Source organism: Microbacterium sp. CIAB417 (assembly GCF_022788845.1).
Window position 1 is genome coordinate 120566 of record NZ_JAHZUT010000003.1, and the last position, 23484, is coordinate 144049.

Here is a 23484-nt window from a genome sequence, read left to right on the forward strand (position 1 = left end):
CGGACACCGTTTCCCCCACCCTGGAGGGCGTATGCGCCTGCTTCGTTCCGAACGTTTCCCCGCCGTCGTGCTGCTGATCGCGGCCGCTCTCGGCCTCGTGCTGGCCAACTCACCGCTGGCTGCGGGCGTCGCCGCCGTCAAAGAGGCGTACATCGGCATCCCCGGGGTGTTCTCACTCTCGGTCGGTCACTGGATCCAGGACGGCCTGCTCGCGATCTTCTTCTTCGTCGCGGCCATCGAGCTGTGGCACGAGCTGACAGCCGGGCAGCTCAGCTCGCCGCGGCGTGCGGTGCAGCCGGCGATCGCCGCGGCGGGCGGTGTGCTGGTGCCGATAGCGATCTTCCTCGCGTTCTCGCTGGGCACCTCTTCCGCTGCGGGCTGGCCGATCCCCACCGCCACCGACATCGCCTTCGCCCTCGGCGTGCTCGCCGTCTTCGGCCGCGGCCTGCCGACCGGCGTGCGGGCGTTCCTGCTCGCGCTGGCGATCCTCGACGACATCGTCGGCATCGTGTTCATCGCCGTGCTCTTCACCGACGGCGTCGACGTGTTCCTTCTGCTCGCCGCCCTCGTGGGCGTCGTGCTGTTCGCGCTGCTGAGTCGACGGCTCACCGAGCGCAATCGCGTGCCGCTCGGCATCCTGCTGGTGCTGCTCGGCATCCTCGTCTGGGTGCTCGTCTACCTCTCGGGCGTCCACGCCACGATCGCGGGCGTCGCCCTGGGACTCGCGATGGCTCCGCGCCCCGCGGCACGTGTGCGTCACGCCCTCGATCCGTGGGTGAACGGGCTGGTGCTGCCGCTGTTCGCGCTGTCGGCCGCATCCGTCGCGATCCCGTCGGTCGGACTCGACGAGCTGCAGCCGGTGTTCTGGGGCGTGCTGATCGCGCTTCCGGTGGGCAAGATCCTCGGCATCACCGCCTTCGGCTGGCTCGCGCAGCGGCTCGAGGAGCCCGACGGTCGGTTGCGGTTCGCCGACCTCCTCGCGGCGGGCGCGCTCGGCGGCATCGGGTTCACCGTCTCGCTGCTGCTCTCGGAGCTCGCCTTCGCGGGCGACGGCCTGCTGCGCGACGAGGCGACCCTCGGCGTGCTCGGTGGGTCGTTGGTCTCGCTCGTGGTCGCCGCGGTGCTCGTAGCATGGCGGGCACGGCACTACCGACGCGAGGAGCGCAGGGTATGAACGACGCGGATGCGGCCTCCGACGGACTCCGGCGCGCGGCCGAGGTGATGCACGAGGTGCGCGAGAGATGCGTCTGGTCGCAGCAGATCGACCACGCCGCCCTCGTGCCCTACCTCGTCGAGGAGAGCGCCGAGGTGATCGACGCGGTCGAGAACGGCGACCGCGCGGAGCTACGCGAGGAGCTCGGCGATCTCCTGTGGCAGGTGCTCTTCCACGCCGAAATCGCGTCGCGGGATCCGGACGACCCGTTTGACATCGACGACGTCGCGGGCGACCTCGCCGACAAGATGGTGCGCCGGCATCCGCACGTGTTCGCGGGCGAGACAGCGACGACGCCCGAGGAGGTACTCGTGCACTGGAACGCGGCGAAGGCGGCGGAGAAGCGCGAGCGACGCAGCGTGCTCGACGGGATCCCCGCCGCGATGCCGGCGCTCGCCCGCGCGCAGAAGGTCGTCGGCCGGGCCCCGGGCGCCGCCATCCCGGCGCGTCCGCTCGAGATCACCTCGGAGGAGCAGCTGGGCGACGCCCTGCTCGCGCTCGTGGCACGGGCGAAGGCCGAGGGGTGGGATGCGGAACGGGCGCTGCGCACGCGTACGCACGCGTTGGAGGAGGGTGTGCGTCGGGCCGAGGCCGGTTTGGGATGATGGTCTGGTGCCAGCAGTGAACCCCCCGCGCGGCATGCGCGACTTCCTCCCCGCCGACAAGGCCCGCCGCGAGCGCGTGCTCGCCGTCATCCGCGACCGCTACCGCGCGCACGGCTTCGACGAGATCGAGACGCCGGTCATGGAGGACTACGACCGTCTGCACGCCGGCATGGGCGGCGACAACGAGAAGCTCGCGTTCAACGTGCTCAAGCGCGCGCTCTCTCCCGAGGCGATCGCCGCCGCAGCCGATGACCCGGCGGCGCTCAGCGACCTCGGGCTCCGGTTCGATCTCACCGTGCCGCTGGCGCGGTTCTACGCCTCGCATCGGGCCGAGCTGCCGGGCGTCTTCCGCTCCGTGCAGATCGCCCCCGTGTGGCGCGCGGAGCGCCCGCAGAAGGGGCGCTACCGCCAGTTCGTGCAGTGCGACATCGACATCATCGGCGACGCCGGGGCGCGTGCCGAGGCGGAGCTCATCGTTGCGACCCTCGACACGCTCGACGCGCTCGGCCTCGTCGGCGCGAGCGTGCGCATCAACGACCGTCGCGCCCTCGACGGGATGCTGGAGGTCTTCGGCTTCGAGGCGTCCGAGCGTGCGGGCGTGCTGATCACGATCGACAAGCTCGACAAGATCGGACCCGCGGGCGTGGAGGCGGAGCTGCGCGAGCGCGGGGCGACCGCATCCGCCGTCGACGCGTTCGCGGCCTTCCTCGCCCGTCCCGCGGCGGAGGACACGACCTTCGGCGAGGCGCACATCCGTGCGCAGCTGCCCGACAGCATCGCCGACGAGGTCGTCGCTCACCTCGTGGGCATCGGTGAGGCGGTCAGCACCGCGGTGGGGCTCGACGAGGTGCCGCTCGTGTTCGATCCGTTCCTCGTGCGCGGCATGGGCTACTACACGGGCACGATCTTCGAGCTGGCTCACCGGTCCGTGCCCTACTCGCTGGGCGGCGGTGGACGCTACGACGGCATGATCGGCCGGTTCCTCGGCCAGGACGTGCCGGCGGTCGGCTTCTCGATCGGCTTCGAGCGCATCGTCGACCTCGTCTCGGCGGGGGAGGATGCGGGACTCGACGCCGTCGTGCTCGTGCACGACCGCGACGTGCCGGTCGCCGAGCTCGTGCGCGTCAAGTCCGCGCTCGTGACCGCGGGCTCGCGCGTGCGGCTCGAGCAGCGCACGAAGAATCTGAAGGCTCTGCTCGAGCGTGCGGCCGCCGACGGATACACGGCGTTCGCGACGGTCGCTGCGGGTGCCGACCCGTCGGAGCTCGAGCTCAAGCCGCTCGCGTAGCGCCGCGGCGGCCGAACACGAGCCGCAGCATGACGCCGACGGCGAGCACTCCCGCCCCCGCGAGGGCGGCCTGCCACGGCAGCGTCACCGCGAGCACCGCACAGCCGGCGGCGCCGAGGGCGGCGAGCGCGCGAGGGAAGCGGCGGTGCGCCGCATCCTGTCGTAGCGCCGCGAGGTTGGCGACGAGGTAGTACACGAGCACGCCGAGTGATGAGAACCCGATCGCGCCGCGCAGATCGACGAGGGCGACCGCGACCATGACGATCGCCCCGACGGCGATCTCGGCGCGGTAGGGCGTGTGCCGTGACGGGTGCACAGCGGCGAAGAAGCCGGGCAGGTCGCCGCCGCGCGACATCGCGAACGAGGTGCGCCCGATTCCCGCGATGAGGGCGAGGAGCGCCCCGAGGGATGCGGCGGCGGCCCCCACGCGCACGACCGGCTGCGCCCACTCCCAGCCCGCGGCCGACACGAGTTCGGCCAGCGGAGCGGATGCGGCCGCCAGCCGTTCGGGGCCGAGAACCAGCAGGCACAGCACGGCGAGGATCGCGTACACGGTGAGCGCGCCCGCGAAGGCGCCGAGGATCGCGCGGGGGATCGTGCGGGCGGGGTCGCGCACCTCCTCGCCCATCGTGGCGATGCGGGCGTACCCGGCGAAGGCGAAGAAGATGAGCCCCGCCGACTGCAGCACCCCGTACGGGCTGACCTCGCCACTCGTCCAGCCGGCGCCGGTGGGCAGCGACACGGCGCCCGCGGCCACGACGACGGCGAGGCACAGCAGCACGATCGTCACCAGGATGCGGGTGAGCCGGGCCGTGCGGGTGACGCCGAGCAGGTTCACGATGGTCAGCGCCGCGACCGCCGCGACGGCCACGGGCCGCTCGAAGCCGGCGGGTGCGGCATAGGCGGCGAAGGTCATCGCCATGGCGGCGCAGCTCGCGAGCTTGCCGATCACGAACCCCCAACCCGCGACGAATCCCGCCCAGGGGCCGAGCTCGGCGCGACCGTACGCCCAGGCGCCGCCGGCGACGGGATGGGCAGCGGCGAGCTGCGCCGTGGAGGTCGCGTTCGCGAAGGCGACGACCGCCGCGATCGCGAGTCCGACGAGGAGTCCCGCGCCGGCGGCCTGCGCGGCGGGGGCGAAGACGGCGAACACCCCGGCGCCGATCATCGAGCCCAGGCCGATCGCGATGGCATCGCCGAGTCCGAGGCGTCGCTGCAGGGTGGGACCGGTCACGTCGGGCACCCTACTGCAGCGGTGTGAACCGCCGGGAGCCGATCGGTCACCCAGCCGTCACGACCCGTTCACCGCGACGGGGTCGGATGGGCGCGTGGCCCGCATCCGATTCCCCGCGCGCACGGTCGCCGCGACTGCCGGAGTGGTCGCGTTCGCGCTCGCCGCCGCCCGTGAGGTGCTGCGACGCCAGGCCGCGCACGCCCGTCGGCAGATCGGCAAGCCGCTGGGGGAGCAGGCGCCGTCGGCCGACCGGGTGTGGCGTCCCGGCTACGACGGCACGCCCATCGAGCTCCTCGTACTGGGGGACTCGATCGCGGCGGGTCTCGGCGCCGAGCGGCGCAAGGACACCCTCGGCGCACGGCTCGCCCGCGCGCTCGCCCGGCGCAGGCAGCGCCCCGTGCGCCTGCGCACCGCGGCCGTGGTGGGCTCCGAGTCGGCCGCGCTCGCCGCCCAGCTCGACGCGCTGCCCGATGACTACCGCGCGGACGTGGCCGTGATCGTGGTCGGCGGCAACGACGTGACGCACCGCATCCCGATCTCGCGCTCTGTGGCATCGCTGGAGGAGGCGATCGAGCGGCTGAGACAGGACGGCACCGAGGTGGTGGTGGGCACCTGCCCGGATCTCGGCGCGCTGCGTCCGGTGCCGCAACCGCTGCGCTCGCTCGGGTCACGGCTGTCGCGGCAGCTCGCCCAGGCGCAGGCGCGCGCCGCCACCGGCGCCGGCGCGTGGGCCGTCTCGTTGCGGCACGTCGTGGGGCCGTTCTTCATCTCCAATCCCGACGAGATGTTCAGCCTCGACCGATTCCACCCGAGCGCGGTCGGCTACCGCCGCACCGCCGACGCGCTGCTGCCGTCGGTGCTCGCGGCCCTCGGCGACGACATCCGGCTGCCGACCGGACACCAGGCTCCTGACACGCGCGAGGCTCTCGCCGGCAGGGGTTGACCTCGTCGCGCGGGCCCCGATTGGCTGGCCGCATGAGCGACACGAATCCGGCACCGACGCCGGACGGCTGGCGGGCCGTCGACGCGTACCTGACCGACGCCCTCGTCGCGGCCGACCCCGCGCTGGAGCACGCCCGCGCGGCTCAGGATGCGGCAGGTCTGCCGGCCATCGAGATCGTGCCACTGACCGGCAAGCTGCTGCATCTGCTGGTGCGGATGATCGGCGCCCGCCGGGTGCTGGAGATCGGCACGCTCGGCGGATACTCCACGATCTGGCTCGCACGCGCCGTCGGGGATCAGGGGAGGGTGACGACGATCGAGGCGGAGCCGCGCAACGCCGCGGTGGCGCGGAAGAGCATCGACCGCGCGGGCGTGGGCGGACGCGTCGAGATCCGGCAGGGGAGAGCGGCGGAGATCCTCCCGCAGCTGGAGGGACCCTTCGACCTCGTCTTCATCGACGCCGACAAGGAGTCGAACACGATCTACCTCGACTGGGCCGCCCGCCTCGGGCGAACCGGAACCGTCGTGGTCGTCGACAACGTCGTGCGCGCCGGACGCATCGTGGATGCGGCGAACCACGAGAGCCAGGTCGAGGGCGTGCGGCGCTCGCTGAAGATGCTCGCGGACGACGACCGGTTCGACGCGACGGCCGTGCAGACCCTCGATGCGAAGGGCTGGGACGGCTTCGCGGTGGCACTCATCACGCATCCGGGGGATTCTTCCGGTGGGGCCGGCGCCCGGCGTCACTAGACTCGGATGCGGACCGATGTCGCTCCGAGATCACACCCCCAAACTCAAGGAGTCCCCTGTGGCACTTATCGAGGCTGTAGGCGCGCGCGAAATCCTCGACTCGCGCGGTAACCCGACCGTCGAAGTGGAGGTGCTCCTCGATGACGGTGTCGTGCAGCGTGCGGCAGTGCCCTCCGGCGCATCCACCGGCGCGTTCGAGGCGTACGAGCTGCGCGACGGCGACAAGAGCCGTTACGGCGGCAAGGGCGTGCTGAAGGCCGTCGCCGCCGTCATCGACGAGCTCGGCCCAGCGATCGAGGGTGTCGAGGCGAGCGAGCAGCGCGTCATCGACCAGATCCTCATCGAGACCGACGGCACCGAGAACAAGTCGCGCACCGGCGCGAACGCGATCCTCGGCGTGAGCCTGGCGGTCGCCAAGGCCGCGGCCGACTCGGCCGACCTGCCCCTGTTCCGCTACCTCGGCGGCCCGAACGCGCACCTGCTGCCCGTTCCGCTGTTCAACGTCATCAACGGCGGCGAGCACGCCGACAACGGCATCGACTTCCAGGAGTTCTTCCTCGCGCCCATCGGCGCCGAGACGTACGCCGAGTCGCTGCGCTGGGGCACCGAGGTCTACCACGTCCTCAAGGGCGAGCTGAAGGCCGCCGGCTACAACACGGGCCTGGGCGACGAGGGCGGCTTCGCCCCCGACCTCCCCAGCAACCGCGAGGGCCTCGACTTCCTGCTCAAGGCCATCGAGAAGGCGGGCTTCACTCCCGGCTCCGACATCGCCGTGGGCCTGGATGTGGCCGCGACCGAGTTCTTCAAGGACGGCGTGTACACGGTCGAGGGCAAGCCGTGGACGCCCGGTCAGCTCGTCGACTACTTCGCCGACCTGGTCGCCAACTACCCGATCGTCACGATCGAGGACGCCCTCGCCGAGGACGACTGGGAGAACTGGAAGGCTCTCACCGACGCCATCGGCAACAAGGTGCAGCTCGTCGGCGACGACCTGTTCGTCACCAACCCGAAGCGCCTCCAGCAGGGCATCGACCTCGGTGTCGCCAACGCGCTTCTGGTGAAGTTCAACCAGATCGGCTCGCTCACCGAGACGCTGGATGCGGTGGCTCTGGCCACCAGCAACGGCTACCGCTCGATGTGGTCGCACCGCTCGGGTGAGACCGAGGACACCACGATCGCCGACCTCGCCGTTGCAACCAACGCGGGTCAGATCAAGACCGGTGCGCCCGCTCGGAGCGAGCGCGTCGCGAAGTACAATCAGCTTCTGCGCATCGAAGAGGAACTGGGCGAGGCGGCTGTGTTCGCCGGCCGTGCCGCATTCCCGCGCTTCAAGGGCTGAGTGACGACACACCGTCACTGAACGAGAGGAGGAGCCGTGGCAGCACGAACGGCTCCTCCTTCTCGTTCCCGGCGTTCGTCGGATGCGCGAAGCCGCCGCGTCGACGTGCGCGACTGGCTCGGCGGCATCCGCCTCTCCGGCTTCATGATCATCATGCTGGGCCTGGTCGTGCTCGGCGTGCTCGTGCTGGTGCCGACCGTGGGCACCTACCTCGACCAGCAGCAGCGGATCACGGCGCTCAAGAACTCGGTGCAGCTCACCGAGTCGCAGATCGCCGACCTGCAGGCGCAGAGCGAGCGCTGGGACGACCCGGCGTACATCACGACGCAGGCGCGTGAGCGGCTGTACTACATGAACCCGGGCGAGATCGCCTACATCGTCGACAACGATCTGACGGAAGCGCAGCAGCCGCGCGAGCAGGATGCGGTCAGCGACGAGGTGCAGCAGACGCGCACGGACTGGATGGCGCAGCTGGTGGGCTCCGTCGTCACCGCCGGTGCCGCGAAGACCGCCGTCGCCGACCCCACTGCTCCCACGGACGGCAGCACGCCCGCCACTCCCGCGCCCTGAACCCGGGCTCCCAGGCGGCTCACGGTAGCCTGGGAGGGTGAGTTCCGCGCCTTTCCCCCCGGTCACCGACGCCGAGCTCGCGGTGCTCCGCTCCCAGTTGGGGCGCCCGGCGCGTGATGTCGTCGGGATCGCCGCGCGCTGCGTGTGCGGCAACCCGACCGTGGTCGCCACCGCGCCGCGGCTGGCCGACGGCACGCCGTTTCCCACCTTCTACTACCTCACGCATCCCGCCGCGACCGCGGCGATGTCGACCCTTGAGGCCGAGCATGTGATGCCCGAATTCGCGGCGATGCTGGAGGACGAAGACACCGCCGCTGCGTATCAGGCGGCGCACGAGGCATACCTGGCCGACCGCGAGAGCTTCGGCGAGGTGCCTGAGATCGCCGGCATCTCCGCCGGGGGTATGCCTACCCGCGTGAAGTGCCTGCACGCGCTCGCCGGTCACGCGCTGGCCGCGGGCCCCGGCGTCAACCCGATCGGCGATGCCGCGCTCGAGCGCAGCACCTGGTCGCCGTCTCGTTGCGTGTGCGCCGACCCCGGTGCGGCGCTCGCGGAGGGCACCCCGGGGTGAGAAAGCTCGCCCTGCGGGTCGCTGCCGTCGCGGTTCTCGTCGCGCTGACGGCGGGGATCGCTCCTGCCGCGTACGCGCAGACGACGCCCGCGCCGGCTCCGCAGGAGAGCCCGGGCGTCGACCCGATGCGGGCGCAGGAGTACTGGCTCGACGCGTACGGCATCCGCAAGGCGTGGGAGACCACGCGCGGCAAGGGCGTGAAGATCGCGATCATCGACACGGGCATCGGCAAGGCGTCCGAGTTCGACGGCGCGGTCGTGGGCGGTACGGATGTGTCGGGTCTCGGCACGGCCGACGGGCGCACGCCGGTGGGGGCGGTCGATGCGAACCACGGCAGCTGGGTGGCGTCTCTCGCCGCATCCCGTGGGCTGCCGAATGAGACGGGCATGATCGGGGTGGCGCCGGAGGCGTCGCTGCTGTCGGTGTCGGTGGGGTTCGGCACGAGCTCGCCGGTGCCGTTCTCGGAGCAGATCGCGAACGCGATGCGGTGGTCGGTCGACAACGGCGCGAAGGTCATCAACCTGTCGTTCACGACGAACACGCTCGACTGGGACCCGAGCTGGGATGACGCGTTCCAGTACGCGTTCGAGCACGACGTCGTGGTGATCGTGGCGGCGGGCAACCGCGGTTCGGGCACGGCGCGCGTGGGCGCGCCGGCGACGATCCCCGGTGTGCTGCCGGTCGCGGGCGTGGATCCGCAGGGCAAGGCGAGCGTGGAAGCGTCGACGCAGGGCATCACGCTCGGTGTCTCGGCGCCCAGCGAGCAGCTGCTCGGTGTCTCGGCCGACGGCCAGGTGGTCGTGTGGAAGGGTACGAGTGGGGCGGCGCCGATCGTGGCGGGGATCGCGGCGCTCGTGCGGGCGGCGCATCCGGAGCTGGATGCGGCGAACGTGATCGAGCGGCTCATCGCGACCGCGAAGGCGCCGGCCGGAGTGGGGTCGCTGCCGGACGACCAGTACGGATACGGGCTGGTGGATGCGGCCGCGGCGGTGTCCGCATCCGTTCCCGAGGTGTCGGCGAATCCGATGGGGGATCTGTCGGAGTGGATCCGCGTGCACCGTCGGGCGCAGGAGTCTCCGGCACCGTTGCCGACGGTGGGGGAGGTGTCGGTGCCCCCGCTGCCGCCCGCCGAGGCGGCGTCGCGGCCCACGTCTCCGCTGCTGCCGAGCATGGACACGCTCTTGTACGGATCGATACCGTTATTGGTGTTCTCGGTGGCCGCTATACTGATAGCGCTCGGCGTCAGTGCTGCTGTCCGTCGCATCCGATTGGCGCGTGTCGAACGCGCGCGCAGCCGTTGAATCGTCTAGGAGTTCGTTCCACCGTGACCAGCACCGTGCCCAGGATCCTCATTGTCGGCGGTGGCTACGCCGGCTTCTACACCGCCTGGAAGCTTGAGAAGCATCTGCGCAAGGGCGAAGCCGAGGTCACCATGGTCGACCCGCTTCCCTACATGACCTACCAGCCGTTCCTGCCCGAGGTCGCCGCGGGTGAGATCGAGCCGCGGCACGCCGTGGTGGGTCACCGTCGTCACCTCAAGCGCACGCGTGTCGTGGCCGCCAAGGTGACTGGCATCGACCACGCGAACAAGGTCGCCACGATCACGCCTGAGATGGGTGAGCCGTGGCAGGAGGAGTACGACCAGATCGTCGTGACCGCCGGTGCCGTCTCGCGCACGTTCCCGATTCCGGGCATCGCTGAGAACGCGATCGGTCTGAAGACGATCGAGGAGGCCGTCGCGATCCGCGACCGCCTGATCAAGAACTTCGAGCTGGCGTCGAACCTGCCGGCCGGCCCCGAGCGCGACCGCCTGCTGAGCGTCGTCGTCGTCGGTGGTGGCTTCGCGGGTATCGAGGTGTTCGCCGAGCTTCGCGCCCTGGCGTCTTCGCTCGTGAAGGACTACCCGACGCTGACGTTCGACGACACGCACTTCCACCTCATCGAGGCGATGGGGCGCATCATGCCCGAGGTGTCGCAGAAGACGAGCGAGTGGGTGCTGAAGAGCCTCGCCGAGCGCGGTGCATTCGTGCACCTCGACACGCAGGTGAAGGGTGCCGTCGACGGCAACGTCGAGCTCTCGACCGGTGAGGTCATCCCCACCGACCTGATCGTGTGGACCGCCGGTGTCATGGCCAACCCGACCGTCGTGCGCGGGGGAGACCTGCCCGTCGAGGAGCGCGGCCGCATCCGTGCGCGCGCCGACCTCCGTGTGGGTACGCCCGAGGATGTCGTCGAGGGCGCCTGGGCCGCCGGTGACGTCGCGGCCGTTCCCGACCTGTCGGGTGGCGGCGTGGGCGGCTACTGCGTGCCGAACGCGCAGCACGCCGTGCGTCAGGCCAAGCTCATGGCCAAGAACATCACCGCCGTGATCCGTGGCGAGCTGCCGCGCGAGTACGTGCACAAGAACCTCGGCGCCGTCGCGGGTCTGGGTCTGTACAACGGTGTGTTCCAGTCAGGCAAGTTCGCGATGAAGGGCTTCTTCGCCTGGCTCGCGCACCGCGGCTACCACGGCCTGGCGATGCCGTCGTGGGAGCGCAAGTGGCGTGTGATCGGCGACTGGCTGCACAACTTCTTCCTAGGCCGCGACAACGTCACGCTCATCACGGTGCAGAAGCCACGCGAGACGTTCGAGGCCTTCGCCGCGCGTCCGCGTCCGGCGGCTGCCGAGGCTTCGGCCGAGAAGCCCGCCACCCCCGCGATCGACCCGAAGAGCGTCGCGAAGGATGAGGGTGCCGCGGCTGTGGCCCCCGCCGAGAAGGACAAGAAGGTCGCCGCCAAGGGCTGACCCTCTCTCGCCTGGATGATGCCCTCGTCGCTTCGGTGACGGGGGCATCGTCATGCGCGGTGCGCACCCGCTGGCGCGCTAGCGTGGAGGCGGGCCCCCATAGCCCAATGGCAGAGGCAGGCGACTTAAAATCGCTTCAGTCTGGGTTCGAGTCCCAGTGGGGGCACTGTGACATCGAGGTGCCTGATGGCGGGTATGACCTCGTCCTTCGTCGGGACGAGTGTGCATAGGCAGCGCACTGTGTTCCGCGCTCCCCGTACGTCTTAATCAACATCGTCAAGAAATCCCATCTCGATCGCCGCCTCGACGAGGGGTTTTGCAACGCTCTCTCCGGCCGCTGCTTGTACTGTCTGAACCAGTTTCTGCACCCGATACTTCACCATGAGATCAGAGTTGGTCGTGCTGCGTACACGGGCTGCGAAGAACGTAACGAGTGCATCACCATAGGTCACGAACACGCCCTCTGGAAGCTCTTGATTAAGAAACCGGGGTCCCAGACCGATCCTCTGACCGTCGAAGAGCATCGCGGCGGAGGGGATGAACTCACCGACGGCAGGGACGACATCTGCCCATCGCGCAAGCTCCTCGTCGGATGCGAGTCGCGGCTGCCCTCGGAGGCGACGTTCCAGATGTTTGCCGAGCCACCGGCGCCACACCTCAGCGCCGTCGATGCCGTCTTCACGGAGGAATCGGGCTACTGCATCAGCGAAGCCGACGGCATGTGAGCCGTTTGAGGCGAGCACTATCTGGTCAAGTAGGCGCCTCCGATCGGTGCTCGTGACGCCCGCGTACGACACCACGGATGTCACAAACCCGTGGAAGACGTGATGCAGGGTCTGTTCTGGCAGTTGGTCAAGACGGCCGAGCTCGGAGACGATGCTGTCGAACAGGCCAGCCGCGAGGATTCGGTCATTCCACCTCGGATGGTGCAGGAACGGGTTCCACGCAAACGCGTGTCGCTGTGGGTCGTTGAAGAGCGGAAGCAGGTGCGCCGCCGCGAAGGTGGCGTCCGCGGCGAAGTAGAAGAACAGCTCCCCGGCAATTGCGGGCTGAGTAGCATCTAGCGCATCCTTGTTGCCGTTCAGCAGCTCGACGAGTGCCAACGATTCTTGGGCGCTGAGGCCAAGCCATTCTTCGCGCGAGTGGCGCCAGCGACGATCGACCTCACTGTTCCAGTACTGGGCCAGGAACCCTGGCCACGAGTTCAGGTAAAGCGGCGCGAGCGACAACGGGGTCGAGTCCTCTCGGTGCGTAAATCCTGCGGCATGCTCTCGCCAGAGTGATCGCGCCAGCTCGCGCATGGATGCGATCACAGGCGATTCGTCTGCATCGATCTCCTGTCGAATCTGATCAAGCAGGAAGCGCCCGATCGCATACGCGGAGTCTTTGTCCGGCAGTAGTGCGGTGAGTCGTTGGACAGCCCCGAGTCCCGAGTCCCCTAGGCGGGATTTGCCCCAGCCTTCGGCAACCGCACGTAACAGGTCGACCTGCTTCTCGCGAAAGTTGTCACGACCGAACACGGTGTCCCAGAGCAGCACGCCTAGGTCCGGGCGTCGCTCAGCGGCCTGCTGCACGAGCCCGAGTGCATCCCGCCAGTCGGGCTGATCGAAGTGGCGTTCGGAGTAATCGTGGGACATCAGGTCATCAAGTGCAGCGCTCACGTTCTGATCGAGCGCCTGGACGAACTCGTCGATGTCCATTGGCGGGTTCCCGCCCCAGGTTCCACTCGTCATCCAACCGTCGAAGTCTGGGTGATCTCGCACCTCGAAGCCGGGGTTCTCAGACTGGGCGGCTTCGAAAGCCGATTGAGCCTCTGCCCAGTCGGGATCTGCTTGCGTTAACCATGCCAGCAAGTTGTACCTCGCGTACGCGGAGTGGCGGTCGCGATCGGGGATCTCGTCGGGGTAGTCGGGTCCGGCGCACGCGGCGTCCAAGACCCGCTGCTTGAGCGGTGGCGCCGCATTGCCGAGCGCGACGGCGAGTAACTGATAGGACTCGTGCTTCAGCTCGCCCGCGTAGAGCCCAGTGCGATCGAGGAGCCACGAGAGCTTGTTGTCCGCATCCCGCGCTGGATCGACGGTCACCAGATGCAGTGCCAGCCGTTGCATGAGTGCTCGGCTTGTGTTCCACCATCGATCCGGCAGATCCGGCCGAGTGGGCAGCGCCTTGATCCCGTACTCTCGGAGGCCGTCGATGACGGCATCGAGCGGATCCCGCAGTTCGTCCTGGGCATGCGGTTCGATCGCAGATCTGTGATAGGTGAGCGGGTCCCAGGCTCGCTCACCGTGATACGCATCGAGCAGGTCGTACGCCGCAGCGATGGCATCCTCCAAGGCGCCGCCGAGAGACCGATCTCCGGCGTCGGAGTCCTGCACGACGAGCAGCACATTCTGTGTCAGCGCGTACTCCTCAGAGTTCCAGGTGACCTTCGCATCGGGACCGGCCGTACGTATCGTGGCATCATCGACGAACCATCGCCGCTCCAGCTTGAGGAACGGCCGTAGCGCTGCCCGAAGCACGGGGATGCTGGGCGTCGCCGGATCGGGAACGAACGGCATAAGGAAGTCCGTTCCTGAAGGAGCTGACTGTCCATAGATCGAGGTAGCGAGGACCGCTTGCCACCTTTCTCCCGCAGCCGCATCCTGCTTGCTCAGGTCGGTGGCGACCCAGGTGGCGGTCCGGTAGAGAGAGGGCGTCGCCGACTGCCCAAGTCGTTGCACGGTCTGGAGGGCTGCGCCGTTCAGCGTCGTCGAATCGATGAACGTCCGAGCGAACCAGCTGCCTAGGATCGCTGTCGCGTCCGGCACGTCCGGCGGCGAGAAAAGGGCTCTGAACTCGGGAAGATCCTCCAGCCAAGTCAGCCATTCGAGTTTGGTTTCGTCGGACAGCGATTTGGTCGCCATCGCGAAGTCACGGGCGCCGTCTGCAGTTCGGAGGCGGGCATGGAGGTAGTCCCGGTCGGCCAGCGGCAGTGTGGCCCCGCCGCCGATGATCGCTTGCACGCGCGAGCGGTGGTCGGTCTGCCCCATTCTGGAGCGCTCGGCCCACGAGGTAAGGGCCGCCAGTAGCGCTTGGTGGTCGCGCCCGACCACCGGGTAGCCGATCGGCTGAATGCCGAGGTATCCCCACTTGCTGTTCGTCGGGTCGCTGGTAATCGCGAATCGTTTGGAGGCCGTGCCCTTGCCGCTCGACGGCAGTCCAAGGGCGAGGTATCGCATGATCACATCGTCGTGACTGTAACCGACGAAAACCACCGTAAACCGATCGAACATGGGCAGCAGGAACCGTGCTGCCCATGCATCGGTAATGTACGCGTGGCCGAAGTCCCGGTCGGTGAGGATCATCTCCTCCTTCGGGCGCCGTACTGAGCCATGCAGGTGGACGAGCCCAGCGAAGTCATGCCCGAGTGGCAACGCCGGGGCGTACCAGGTGTCGGGGACCGCGATCAACCGGTGGTCGGCAGCAGAGGCAAGGTGGTCGTCGTAGTTGGTGGTGACTACGCGGAATGCGCCTCGGATTCCCGCGAGGTCGACAATCGCACTGTGGAGCGGATTGAATCTCGACTTCGGATTGGAGATGAGGGCGTGTGCATGGGCATGCGCGTCAAATCCCTGGGGCAACGACTCCAGCTGCCCAATGAAGAAGTCCAGTCCGCCGCGCTTCGAGAACGGGTGTGACGCCAATCGAGCAAGCTTCTTCGCCAGGCTGCCAAATAGGGGGAGGTTCGAGGGTTTGCCCAGCGAAGCTCCCGCACCTACGAAGAACACGAGCTCACCGCGCTCATGGGCGTCAAGGATGTCGTCAGGAAGTTCGACTTCGCCGGTGATCCACATCAGGCCACCACTGACACTTTGATGTTCGGCTTGTCTGGCGAGCTGTCACGCAGCCGCAAACGCACACAAAGACGCGCGGCCACCAGCCCGACGATCAGACCCCAAGGAAGCGTTGCTGCACCCAGAATGAGGGCCACGATCAAGGTGAGCCAACCCCAGCGGAACGCACTGCCCGCGGCGTTGAGTTGCTCGACAACATCGTCGCGACCCGACGGAATGATCTCCGACAACGTCGCACCAGTGACGTCCTCCATCACCACGTCGCTCGACGGTTGTGCGAGGGGATAGGTCGGTGTCACGCGCACAGACGACGATCTTGGGGTCGACCCGTAGAAAACGCCGTGCTGGCCGGTGCGTATGTAGTTCCCACGCGGGCCCGTTCCCACTCGGAATCCAGGAACTCCAACTGAAACGCCCACCCCACTCCGACTCATGTTGAATCGGAACGGTCCGGCTTTGACACTCGTGCGCACGTAGAAGCCCACGCTCACCCCCAGTTTGTACACGCGTCCCCACGCTTTCTGCTGACACTACTGGCACACGCGATCGCCGCACCGGCTCACTGACCGTGGAATCCGATCAGGCAGAGGGCGAGCGGGTACGCCTGAGATCCACCGAACCTGGCACATCAGCCACAATCGACTCATGATCGCAACCAGCCGGGCGGGACTGCGCCGGATGCGGGCGCTCGATCCGCGTTCGCCTCACCGGGTGGCGAGTCCGCTCGAGCTGCTGTTCGACCTCGTTTTCGTGGTGGCGGTGTCGCAGGCATCCAGCACGCTGCACCACCTGATCAGCGAGGGGGAGGGCGCCCACGGGCTCCTCTCCTACGCGATGGTGTTCTTCGCCGTGTGGTGGGCGTGGATGAACTTCACGTGGTTCGCCTCCGCGTTCGACACCGACGACTGGCTCTACCGCGTCATGACCATCGCCCAGATGGGCGGCGTGCTGGTGCTCGCCGCGGGCGTGCAGCAGGCGATGGTGCACGGGGACTTCCTCATCGTCACCATCGGCTACGTCATCATGCGTCTGTCGATGGTCGCGCAGTGGCTGCGCGCCGCGATCTCGGATGCGGCATCCCGCCCCACCGCGCTCCGCTTCGCCATCGGGGTCGCCGGCGTCCAGGTGCTCTGGGTCGCCCGACTCGCCCTGCCCGACGGCGCGCCCCAACTCATCGGATTCTGGGCACTCGTGGCCGTCGAGCTCGCCGTGCCGGTATGGGCGGAGCATCGGCGCCGCACCCAGTGGCACCCGCACCACATCGCCGAACGCTACGGCCTCTTCACCCTCATCCTCCTCGGTGAGAGCCTGCTCGCGAGCGCCAACGCGATGATCGACGCCCTCAGCACGGGCGAGCACACCGGCCAGCTCATCGGTCTCGCCGCGGCCGGCGTCGTCATCACCGCATCCATCTGGTGGATCTACTTCGCCCGCGAACAGGCCGCCCGCCTGCGCACCACCTCCGACGGCTTCGTCTTCGGCTACCTGCATTACTTCCTCTTCGCCGCCGTCGGGGCCGTGTCCTCCGGCGTCGAGGTCGAGATCGACCACGTCACCGGCGCCACCGAGATCTCAGACGCCGCGGCGGGCCTCGCCCTCACCCTGCCCCTCGCGCTCTTCCTGCTCGCCACCTGGGCCGTGCTGCTGCGCGGAACCGTGCGGCGCACGATCTGGTGGGTCATCCTCGTCGGCATCGCCCTCGTCGCCGCATCCGGATTCCTGCCGGTCGGCGAGTTCATCGCCGCTGCGGCCGTCATGATCGGCGTCGTCGTGCTCCTCGAGGTCGACGCCTCTCGGACCGCTCGCACCCAGCCTCACTGATGCCAGGGGTGGGCATGGGCTGAGAGTCCGCAACCCCGCCGTCATCAGCCGAGGCCGCGGCAGTAGGATGACCCGGAGAGAACGGAGCGCTCGTCATATGTGGGAATGGCTGATCCCTGTCGCGGTCGTCGTACTGATCGTCCTGGTCGTCGGAATCTATCTGTGGGCGACGTACAACTCGCTCGTCCAGCTCAACGTCCGCGTCGACGAAGCCTGGAGCGACATCACGGTGCAACTCAAGCGCCGCGCCGACCTGCTCCCGAGCCTCATCGAGACCGTCAAGGGATACGCCGCCCACGAGAAGGCGGTCTTCGAGAACGTGACGCAGGCGCGCGCCGAAACCATCAACGCGCAGGGCCCCGCCGAAGCCGGCATCGCCGAAGGCCACCTGCAGCAAGCGCTCAAGTCGCTCTTCGCCGTCGCCGAGGCATACCCGCAGCTCCAGGCCAGCCAGAACTTCCTGCACCTGCAGCAGTCGATCGTCGACACCGAAGACAAGATCCAGGCCTCGCGCCGCTTCTACAACGGGGGAGTGCGCGAGCTCAACACCAAGATCAAGGTGTTCCCCAACAACCTCTTCGCCCGCAACCTCGGCTTCCACGAGCGCGAGTTCTTCGAGGTCGTCGACGGCGCCGCCATCGCCGAACCTCCCCGCATCCAGTTCTGAGGCTCAGCCCGGTTCGTCGCCCTCCAGGGCGACGGGCTCGGGCCGCGACTCGTGCCTCTCGGCACCCAACACCCACGCGATCTCGTCCGTCGCATCACCCCACCGCGACACGCTGATCGCCTCCAGCTGCTGCCACGCCGCCGCGTCCCGCAGCAGCTCGGCGACCCGCTCCACATCGCCCGGCAGCCGCGACGGCTCCCACCACGCCGACTGCACCCGCAGCACGGATGCGGCACGATCCGCCTTCAGGTCGATGCGCGCCCCCACCCGGTCGCCGATCACCACCGGCAGCGAGTAATAGCCGAACCGCCGCTGCGGCGCGGGCGTGTAGATCTCGATCCGGTACGAGAAGTCGAACAGCCGCTCCGCGCGATCCCGGAACCACACCACGGGATCGAACGGCGTCAGCAGCGCCGCCGCATCCATCGTGCGAGGGAGCGTCGCCTCGCGATGCACCCACGCCGGCGCCGGCCGCCCCGCCCGCGTCCACCCCTCGACCTGAACCGGCTGCAGCTCACCTGCATCCACCAGCTCGCTGATCGCCTGCATCGTCGCGCGCTGATCGCCCAGCCGCCAATAGTCGTCGAGGTCACGCGCCGTGGCAACCCCGTATGCCCGCGCCGCACGGCGCACCAGCTCGCGCACCGCGTCGTCTTTCGGTGTCTCGACGCCGGCGACGGATGCTGGCAGCACCTGCTCCGCCAGCCCGTACACGCGCTCGAATCCGCGGCGCCCGGCGATCGCCACCTCGCCCGTGAACCACAACAGCTCGAGGGCGCTCTTCACGACACTCCAGTCCCACCACGGACCGCGCGGCGCCCGCGACGCGTCGTCTTCGATCTGCGCCGGCCGCAGCGGCCCCCGCGCGGCCAGCTCGCCGCGCACCCAGTCGAGCGTGGCGGTATCGATGCCGCGCCAGCCCTTCGCCTCGTGCCGAGCGCGATAGTGCTGCATCCGGAACGCGAACAACGGCCAGTCCGCCGCGTCGATGAAAGATGCCTGGTGCGCCCAGTACTCCACGAACGGCGCGCGACGCTGGAACAGCAGCTTGTCGAGCCGCGCCGGGTCGTAGGGGCCGAGCCGCGAGAACAGCGGCATGTAGTGCGAGCGGGCGAACACGTTGACCGAGTCGATCTGCAGCACCGACATCCGCCGGATCTCGCGTCGCAGATGCACGCCCGTCACCTCGGCGGGCCGGGGAGCGCCCAGACCCTGCGCGCGCAGGGCGATACGTCGGGCTTCGGATCGGCTCAATCTGGCACGCACCGGGTCAGCGTAGCGTCAGCCTCCGACAACTAGACTGGCGTGATGACCGAGCCCGACGAGAAGTCTCGCGGATCGTTCTTCGACGCCCTCCGTCAGCGCACCGTCAGCTCCGACACCACGCACAGCGTGCCGCGCGGCGTCCGCATCGCCGCCGCCTACTCGTGGCGATTCCTGCTGATCGCCGCGGCCGTGGGCGTGGCGATCTGGATCATCATCCAGCTCAAGCTGCTGGTGATCCCACTGCTCATCGCCATCCTCATCGCCGCCCTCGTGTGGCCGGCCTTCACGTGGATGCTGCGCCACCGGTGGCCGCGCTGGCTCGCTATTGTCGCCTCGGTGCTCGGCACCGTCGCCATCGTCTCGGGCCTGTTCTGGCTCGCGATCTGGCAGATCACCCGCGAATGGGGATCGGTGCGCGACCGCACCGTCGGCGCGATCGAGGATCTCCGCACGTACCTCATCGACGGCCCACTGCACCTCACCGCCGACCAGATCGACGGGATGCTGCGCCAGGGTCTCGGCATGCTCGAACAGCAGGCCTCGCTCCTGTGGTCGGGCGCGCTCGCGATCGGCTCCACCGTCGGCCACGTCGCCACCGGCCTGCTGCTGACCATCTTCATCCTGCTCTGCGTGCTCGCCGACGGCGGCGGCATCTGGAAGTGGGTCATCCGCCTGTTCCCGAAGGCCGCCCGTCCCGCCGTCGACGGCGCCGGCAAGTCCGGCTGGCTGACGGTCGTCACCTACGCCCGTACTCAGCTGCTCGTGGCCACCATCGACGCCATCGGCATCGGCCTCGGCGCGTTCCTCCTGGGTGTGCCCCTCGCGATCCCGGTCGGCGTGCTCGTGTTCCTCGGCGCCTTCATCCCGTTCGTCGGAGCCGTCGTCACCGGCGCCCTCGCGGTGTTCCTCGCCCTCGTCTACAACGGGCCGTGGATCGCGCTGTGGATGCTGGTGGTCGTGCTCGGCGTGCAGCAGATCGAAGGCCACATCCTGCAGCCCATCCTCATGGGCACGGCCGTCAAGGTGCACCCGCTCGCCGTCGTGCTCGTGGTCGCCGGCGGCGCCATGATCGCCGGCATCCCGGGCGCTCTGTTCGCCGTGCCGCTGGCCGCCTTCGTCAACGTCTTCGTCCTCTACCTCTCCCGCCGCGCGTGGGAGACCGGTAGGCCACCCGAACCGGACGAACTCATCTGGAGCACTGTGCCCCGCGAACGAAGGAGAACGACGCGGTGAGTCTTCCCACACTGGCCGACTTCGAGGATGCAGCCCGCACCCTCACCGGCCTGATCACCCGCACGCCCATGGACGAGTCGCAGGTGCTCAGCGAGATCGTGGGCGCCCCGGTGATCCTCAAGATGGAGAACCTCCAGCGCACCGGCTCGTTCAAGATTCGCGGCGCGATCTATCGGCTCTCCCGCCTCACGGAGGAGGAGCGCGCCCGCGGTGTGGTCGCCGCATCCGCCGGCAACCACGCACAGGGCGTCGCCCTCGCGGCGCAGCGCCTCGGCATCCCGGCGACCATCTTCATGCCCCTGGGTGTCCCCGTGCCGAAGCTTCTCGCCACCCGCGGCTACGGCGCCGAGGTGATCCTCGAGGGCGACACCGTCGAGACGCCGCTGCGGCTCGCGGCGGAGTTCGCCGAGCGCACCGGCGCCGTACTCATCCACCCCTTCGACCACCGCGACATCATCATCGGGCAGGGCACGCTCGGCCTCGAGGTGTACGACGACCTGCCCGCCGTCGACACCGTCGTGCTCGGCATCGGCGGCGGCGGTCTCACCGCCGGCGTGGCGGCCGCCATCAAGGCCCGCGCCGCCGCCGAGGGCCGCACCGTGCGCATCGTCGGCGTGCAGGCCGCCAACTCGGCCGCCTACCCCGCATCCCTCGCGGCGGGCGTGCCGCTGGAGGTGGCCACGACGCCCACGATCGCCGACGGCATCGCCGTCGCCCGGCCCGGCGACGTGCCGTTCGAGATCATCCGACAGCTGGTCGACGAGGTCGTCACGGTCGACGAGAACGACATCGCCCGCGCGATCCTCATGCTGCTGGAGCGCGCGAAGCTCGTCGTGGAGCCCGCGGGCGCCGTCGGCGTCGCCGCCCTCATGACCGGCAAGATCTCGGCGTCGGGTCCCGTCGTCTCGGTGCTCTCGGGCGGAAACATCGACCCGCTGCTGCTGCAGCGCGTGATCTCGAACGGACTGAGCGCCGCGGGGCGCTACATGACGATGCGCATCCCGCTGCCCGATCGTCCCGGTCAGCTCGTGCAGGTCTCCGAGGTCATCGCGCGCGTCGGTGCGAACGTCACCGAAGTGCTGCACACCCGCCACGGCCAGGGCCTGCAGATCAGCCAGGTCATCCTGCAGGTGAGCGTGGAAACGCGGGGCGTCGAGCACCGCGCCGAAGTGATCGCAGCACTGGAGGCTGCGGGGTTCGCGCCGGTCGTCGTCGCCGACTGACCGGCGCGTCCGCGCTTACTGGCCCGTGTAGGTCTCGACCTTCACGACCTCGACCGCGATCTCGCGGCCGTTGGGGGCGGTGTACGAGGTCTTTTCTCCCTCGCTCAGGCCCAGGATGGCGGCGCCCAGCGGCGACGCCTCGCTGTACACATCGAGCTCGCTGCCCGCCGCGATCTCGCGGTTGCCGAGCAGGAACACCTCTTCGCCGCCGGCGACGATCGCGGTCACCACAGTGCCGGACTCGACCACACCGGTCGACTCGGGAGCCTCGCCCACCTTGGCGTTCTTCAGCATCGCCTGCAGCGTGCGGATGCGCGCCTCCTGCTTGCCCTGCTCGTCCTTCGCGGCGTGGTAGCCGCCGTTCTCCTTGAGATCGCCCTCTTCACGAGCCGCCTCGATCCGCTTCGCGATCTCCTCGCGGCCGGTCGTGGACAGGTGCTCGAGCTCGGCGACCAGCCGGTCGTAGGCGTCCTGAGTGAGGAAGCTCACCGTTGCGTCAGAAGACACGGTCTCTCCTTCGTCGTGAGTCGCAGCGCAAGGCGCCGCAACTATGCCAAGACGCCCTGGCGGTTGCCAGGGCGTCGTCGATCAGTTTCCGTCAGCCTACGGCACCCAGCATCCGTTGACCAATCCCGTGGTGGCCTCAGCGGTGATCGGAATCTGCTCGACGAAAGCTCGCGTGTGCTCGGAGGAGGGCGGGTATTCGACCACCCGCCAGCCCACGACGCCGTGCTCCTCGTCCTGCGCCTCGAGCACGCAGGCGACCGCCGTGTTCGGCGGCACGGTGACCTGGAACGAGACGCTCGTGGTGTGCTCATCGACCAGCTGGTAGCCGGTCGTGACCGCATCCACCGACGAGGAACTGGCCGAGAACGCGTACCAGCCGGCGATGATCACAGCGGCCGCGATACCGACGGATGCGAACACGGCCCAGAAACGTCCGGAACGGGCACCGCGAGTGCGGCCGTAACGCTCGTCGAGCAGTTCTTGCGTCGTCATGGACCCTCGGATCGGGAATTAGGCTTGAGTCCAGGCTAAGCGCTCGCGCGCGGAACGGAGACATCCATGCACCTGGCCGTGTGGCTCGCCGAGGTGACCCCGACCCCGACGCCGACCGATGTTGACCCGCTGCTCGTGACCCCCGGCCCCTGGGGCTTCGCCGCCATCGCGCTGGTGGGTGTCGCGGTGATCGTGCTCGTGTGGGACATGCTGCGCCGCATCCGCCGTGGTCGCTACCGGTCCGAGATCCGCGAGCAGCTGGATGCGGAAGAGCTGGCCGCCAAGCAGGGCGACGCCGCCGAGCGCGACTCGGAGACCGACGACGAGGACATCGACCCCGCGCAGCGCTGACGCTCAGCCGTTGTAGGCCGGGGCGAGGCAGATGAGCAGGCACGCCGCCCAGTGGCAGAGGAATGCCAGCACGGTGCAGACGTGGAAGATCTCGTGGAACCCGAACTTCCCCGGCCACGGGTTGGGCCGCTTGAGCGCGTAGACAACGGCGCCGCCGGTGTAGAGCAGACCGCCGACGATGACGAGCACCATCATGGCGACGTTCGCGTTGAGCAGGTCGACGATGTACATGACGGCGGCCCAGCCGAGCAGGATGTACAGCGCGACGTACAGCCAGCGCGGTGCGTGGATCCAGAAGACCCGGAAGAGGATGCCGAGGATCGCGCCGCCCCACACGAGGCTGAGCAGCAGCACCGACTTCTCGGGAGGAAGCGCCAGCACCGCCAGCGGCGTGTAGGTGCCGGCGATGAGCAGCAGGATGTTGGCGTGGTCGATCCGCTTCAGCACGACCTTCGTGCGCGGCTTCCAGTCGAAGCGGTGGTACAGCGCCGAGTTGCCGAACAGCAGCAACGAGGTGGTCATGAACACGGCCGCCGACCACTTGGCCGCGGTGCCGTGAGCGAGAACGATCAGCACGATGCCGGCGGCGATCGCGACCGGGAGGGTGCCCGCGTGGATCCAGCCCCGCCAGGTGGGGCGGATCTCCGTGTTCGCGTCCTTCTCGGCGGCGTCGATCAGCGGCAGCGAGGGCACGTCGGGAACGCCGGAGGTCATGGCAACCAGGCTAATCGGGTGGATATGCCCGTGACCGCACGTAGGCATAGCGTTCGCTGAATGCGCGTGTTCGTCGCTCT

Annotated in this window: 22 protein-coding genes, 1 tRNA gene and 1 pseudogene; 16 read left to right on the forward strand and 8 right to left on the reverse strand. The window is 68.9% G+C overall.

Features of this window, described 5'->3' with window-relative positions; translation table 11 throughout:
• Positions 1–31: 31 nt before the first annotated feature.
• The 3 genes from nhaA to hisS are packed head-to-tail and all read left to right on the forward strand — an operon-like array spanning position 32 to position 3106.
• Positions 32–1174 (forward strand): Na+/H+ antiporter NhaA, encoded by a 1143-nt coding sequence (gene nhaA, locus KYX17_RS12825; protein WP_243227390.1) that lies wholly within the window; start codon positions 32–34, stop codon positions 1172–1174.
• Positions 1171–1818 (forward strand): MazG family protein, encoded by a 648-nt coding sequence (locus tag KYX17_RS12830; protein WP_243227391.1) that lies wholly within the window; start codon positions 1171–1173, stop codon positions 1816–1818. Before nhaA ends, KYX17_RS12830 begins: the two co-directional genes overlap by 4 nt.
• Before the next feature lie 34 nt (positions 1819–1852).
• A complete protein-coding gene (hisS, locus tag KYX17_RS12835; protein ID WP_243228179.1) occupies positions 1853–3106 on the forward strand; it encodes a histidine--tRNA ligase in 1254 nt (417 codons plus the stop codon).
• Here the strand turns inward: hisS and KYX17_RS12840 are convergent.
• Complete coding sequence (locus KYX17_RS12840) at positions 3090–4340, reverse strand: APC family permease (protein WP_243227392.1); 1251 nt, start codon at positions 4338–4340, stop codon at positions 3090–3092. The two genes, hisS and KYX17_RS12840, sit on opposite strands and share 17 nt — an antisense overlap.
• A 94-nt stretch (positions 4341–4434) precedes the next feature.
• Here KYX17_RS12840 and KYX17_RS12845 point away from each other — a divergent pair, with 94 nt between their 5' ends.
• The 8 genes from KYX17_RS12845 (at position 4435) to KYX17_RS12880 (ending at position 11463) form a co-directional block, all read left to right on the forward strand.
• Positions 4435–5283 (forward strand): SGNH/GDSL hydrolase family protein, encoded by an 849-nt coding sequence (locus KYX17_RS12845; protein ID WP_308220883.1) that lies wholly within the window; start codon positions 4435–4437, stop codon positions 5281–5283.
• Between the two features lie 32 nt (positions 5284–5315).
• Positions 5316–6032, forward strand: a complete 717-nt coding sequence (locus KYX17_RS12850; protein ID WP_243227393.1) for an O-methyltransferase — start codon at positions 5316–5318, stop codon at positions 6030–6032.
• A gap of 58 nt (positions 6033–6090) precedes the next feature.
• Positions 6091–7371 (forward strand): phosphopyruvate hydratase, encoded by a 1281-nt coding sequence (eno, locus tag KYX17_RS12855; RefSeq protein WP_243227394.1) that lies wholly within the window; start codon positions 6091–6093, stop codon positions 7369–7371.
• A gap of 36 nt (positions 7372–7407) precedes the next feature.
• Complete coding sequence (locus KYX17_RS12860; protein WP_243227395.1) at positions 7408–7941, forward strand: septum formation initiator family protein; 534 nt, start codon at positions 7408–7410, stop codon at positions 7939–7941.
• A gap of 37 nt (positions 7942–7978) precedes the next feature.
• Complete coding sequence (locus tag KYX17_RS12865) at positions 7979–8512, forward strand: DUF501 domain-containing protein (protein WP_243227396.1); 534 nt, start codon at positions 7979–7981, stop codon at positions 8510–8512.
• On the forward strand, positions 8509–9813 hold the full coding sequence (locus tag KYX17_RS12870) for a S8 family serine peptidase (protein ID WP_243227397.1): 1305 nt from the start codon (positions 8509–8511) through the stop codon (positions 9811–9813). The genes KYX17_RS12865 and KYX17_RS12870 overlap by 4 nt, the downstream gene beginning before the upstream one ends.
• 35 nt (positions 9814–9848) lie before the next feature.
• Positions 9849–11297, forward strand: coding sequence for an FAD-dependent oxidoreductase (locus tag KYX17_RS12875; protein ID WP_243228181.1), 1449 nt, complete (start codon positions 9849–9851; stop codon positions 11295–11297).
• Between the two features lie 93 nt (positions 11298–11390).
• Positions 11391–11463: transfer RNA gene (locus KYX17_RS12880), tRNA-Leu, on the forward strand.
• 97 nt (positions 11464–11560) lie between these two features.
• Here the strand turns inward: KYX17_RS12880 and KYX17_RS12885 are convergent.
• The 3 genes and pseudogenes from KYX17_RS12885 to KYX17_RS32435 all read right to left on the reverse strand — a co-directional run.
• Positions 11561–15130, reverse strand: coding sequence for an SIR2 family protein (locus KYX17_RS12885; RefSeq protein WP_243227398.1), 3570 nt, complete (start codon positions 15128–15130; stop codon positions 11561–11563).
• On the reverse strand, positions 15130–15429 hold the full coding sequence (locus tag KYX17_RS12890; protein ID WP_243227399.1) for a hypothetical protein: 300 nt from the start codon (positions 15427–15429) through the stop codon (positions 15130–15132). Before KYX17_RS12890 ends, KYX17_RS12885 begins: the two co-directional genes overlap by 1 nt.
• Before the next feature lie 57 nt (positions 15430–15486).
• Positions 15487–15636 (reverse strand): annotated as a pseudogene (locus tag KYX17_RS32435) (DUF4236 domain-containing protein); the annotation flags it as partial.
• A 139-nt stretch (positions 15637–15775) separates the two neighbouring features.
• On the opposite strand from KYX17_RS32435, the gene KYX17_RS12895 reads away from it, so the two are divergent.
• Both KYX17_RS12895 and KYX17_RS12900 read left to right on the forward strand, forming a co-directional pair.
• Positions 15776–16951: a low temperature requirement protein A gene (locus KYX17_RS12895; RefSeq protein ID WP_243227400.1), complete on the forward strand. Its 1176-nt coding sequence runs from the start codon at positions 15776–15778 to the stop codon at positions 16949–16951.
• Between the two features lie 97 nt (positions 16952–17048).
• The gene (locus KYX17_RS12900) at positions 17049–17618 is read left to right on the forward strand and encodes a LemA family protein (protein ID WP_137417500.1); all 570 of its coding nucleotides are present in this window, start codon (positions 17049–17051) and stop codon (positions 17616–17618) included.
• A gap of 3 nt (positions 17619–17621) precedes the next feature.
• Here KYX17_RS12900 and KYX17_RS12905 read toward each other — a convergent pair whose 3' ends face one another.
• A complete protein-coding gene (locus tag KYX17_RS12905; protein WP_243227401.1) occupies positions 17622–18884 on the reverse strand; it encodes a winged helix-turn-helix domain-containing protein in 1263 nt (420 codons plus the stop codon).
• Between the two features lie 42 nt (positions 18885–18926).
• Here KYX17_RS12905 and KYX17_RS12910 point away from each other — a divergent pair, with 42 nt between their 5' ends.
• Both KYX17_RS12910 and ilvA read left to right on the forward strand, forming a co-directional pair.
• Positions 18927–20117, forward strand: a complete 1191-nt coding sequence (locus KYX17_RS12910) for an AI-2E family transporter (protein ID WP_243227402.1) — start codon at positions 18927–18929, stop codon at positions 20115–20117.
• On the forward strand, positions 20114–21340 hold the full coding sequence (gene ilvA / locus KYX17_RS12915) for a threonine ammonia-lyase (RefSeq protein WP_243227403.1): 1227 nt from the start codon (positions 20114–20116) through the stop codon (positions 21338–21340). Before KYX17_RS12910 ends, ilvA begins: the two co-directional genes overlap by 4 nt.
• Positions 21341–21355: 15 nt before the next feature.
• On the opposite strand, the gene greA is transcribed toward ilvA, so the two are convergent.
• Both greA and KYX17_RS12925 read right to left on the reverse strand, forming a co-directional pair.
• Complete coding sequence (gene greA, locus KYX17_RS12920; RefSeq protein WP_243227404.1) at positions 21356–21847, reverse strand: transcription elongation factor GreA; 492 nt, start codon at positions 21845–21847, stop codon at positions 21356–21358.
• Positions 21848–21943: 96 nt separating this feature from the next.
• A complete protein-coding gene (locus tag KYX17_RS12925) occupies positions 21944–22339 on the reverse strand; it encodes a DUF4307 domain-containing protein (protein WP_243227405.1) in 396 nt (131 codons plus the stop codon).
• A 66-nt stretch (positions 22340–22405) separates the two neighbouring features.
• Between KYX17_RS12925 and KYX17_RS12930 the strand changes: the two genes are divergently transcribed.
• Entirely contained in the window at positions 22406–22690 is a 285-nt protein-coding gene (locus KYX17_RS12930) for a hypothetical protein (protein ID WP_243227406.1), read from the forward strand.
• A gap of 3 nt (positions 22691–22693) precedes the next feature.
• Here the strand turns inward: KYX17_RS12930 and KYX17_RS12935 are convergent, their stop codons facing one another.
• A complete protein-coding gene (locus KYX17_RS12935) occupies positions 22694–23404 on the reverse strand; it encodes a hemolysin III family protein (RefSeq protein WP_243227407.1) in 711 nt (236 codons plus the stop codon).
• Positions 23405–23484 lie beyond the last annotated feature (80 nt).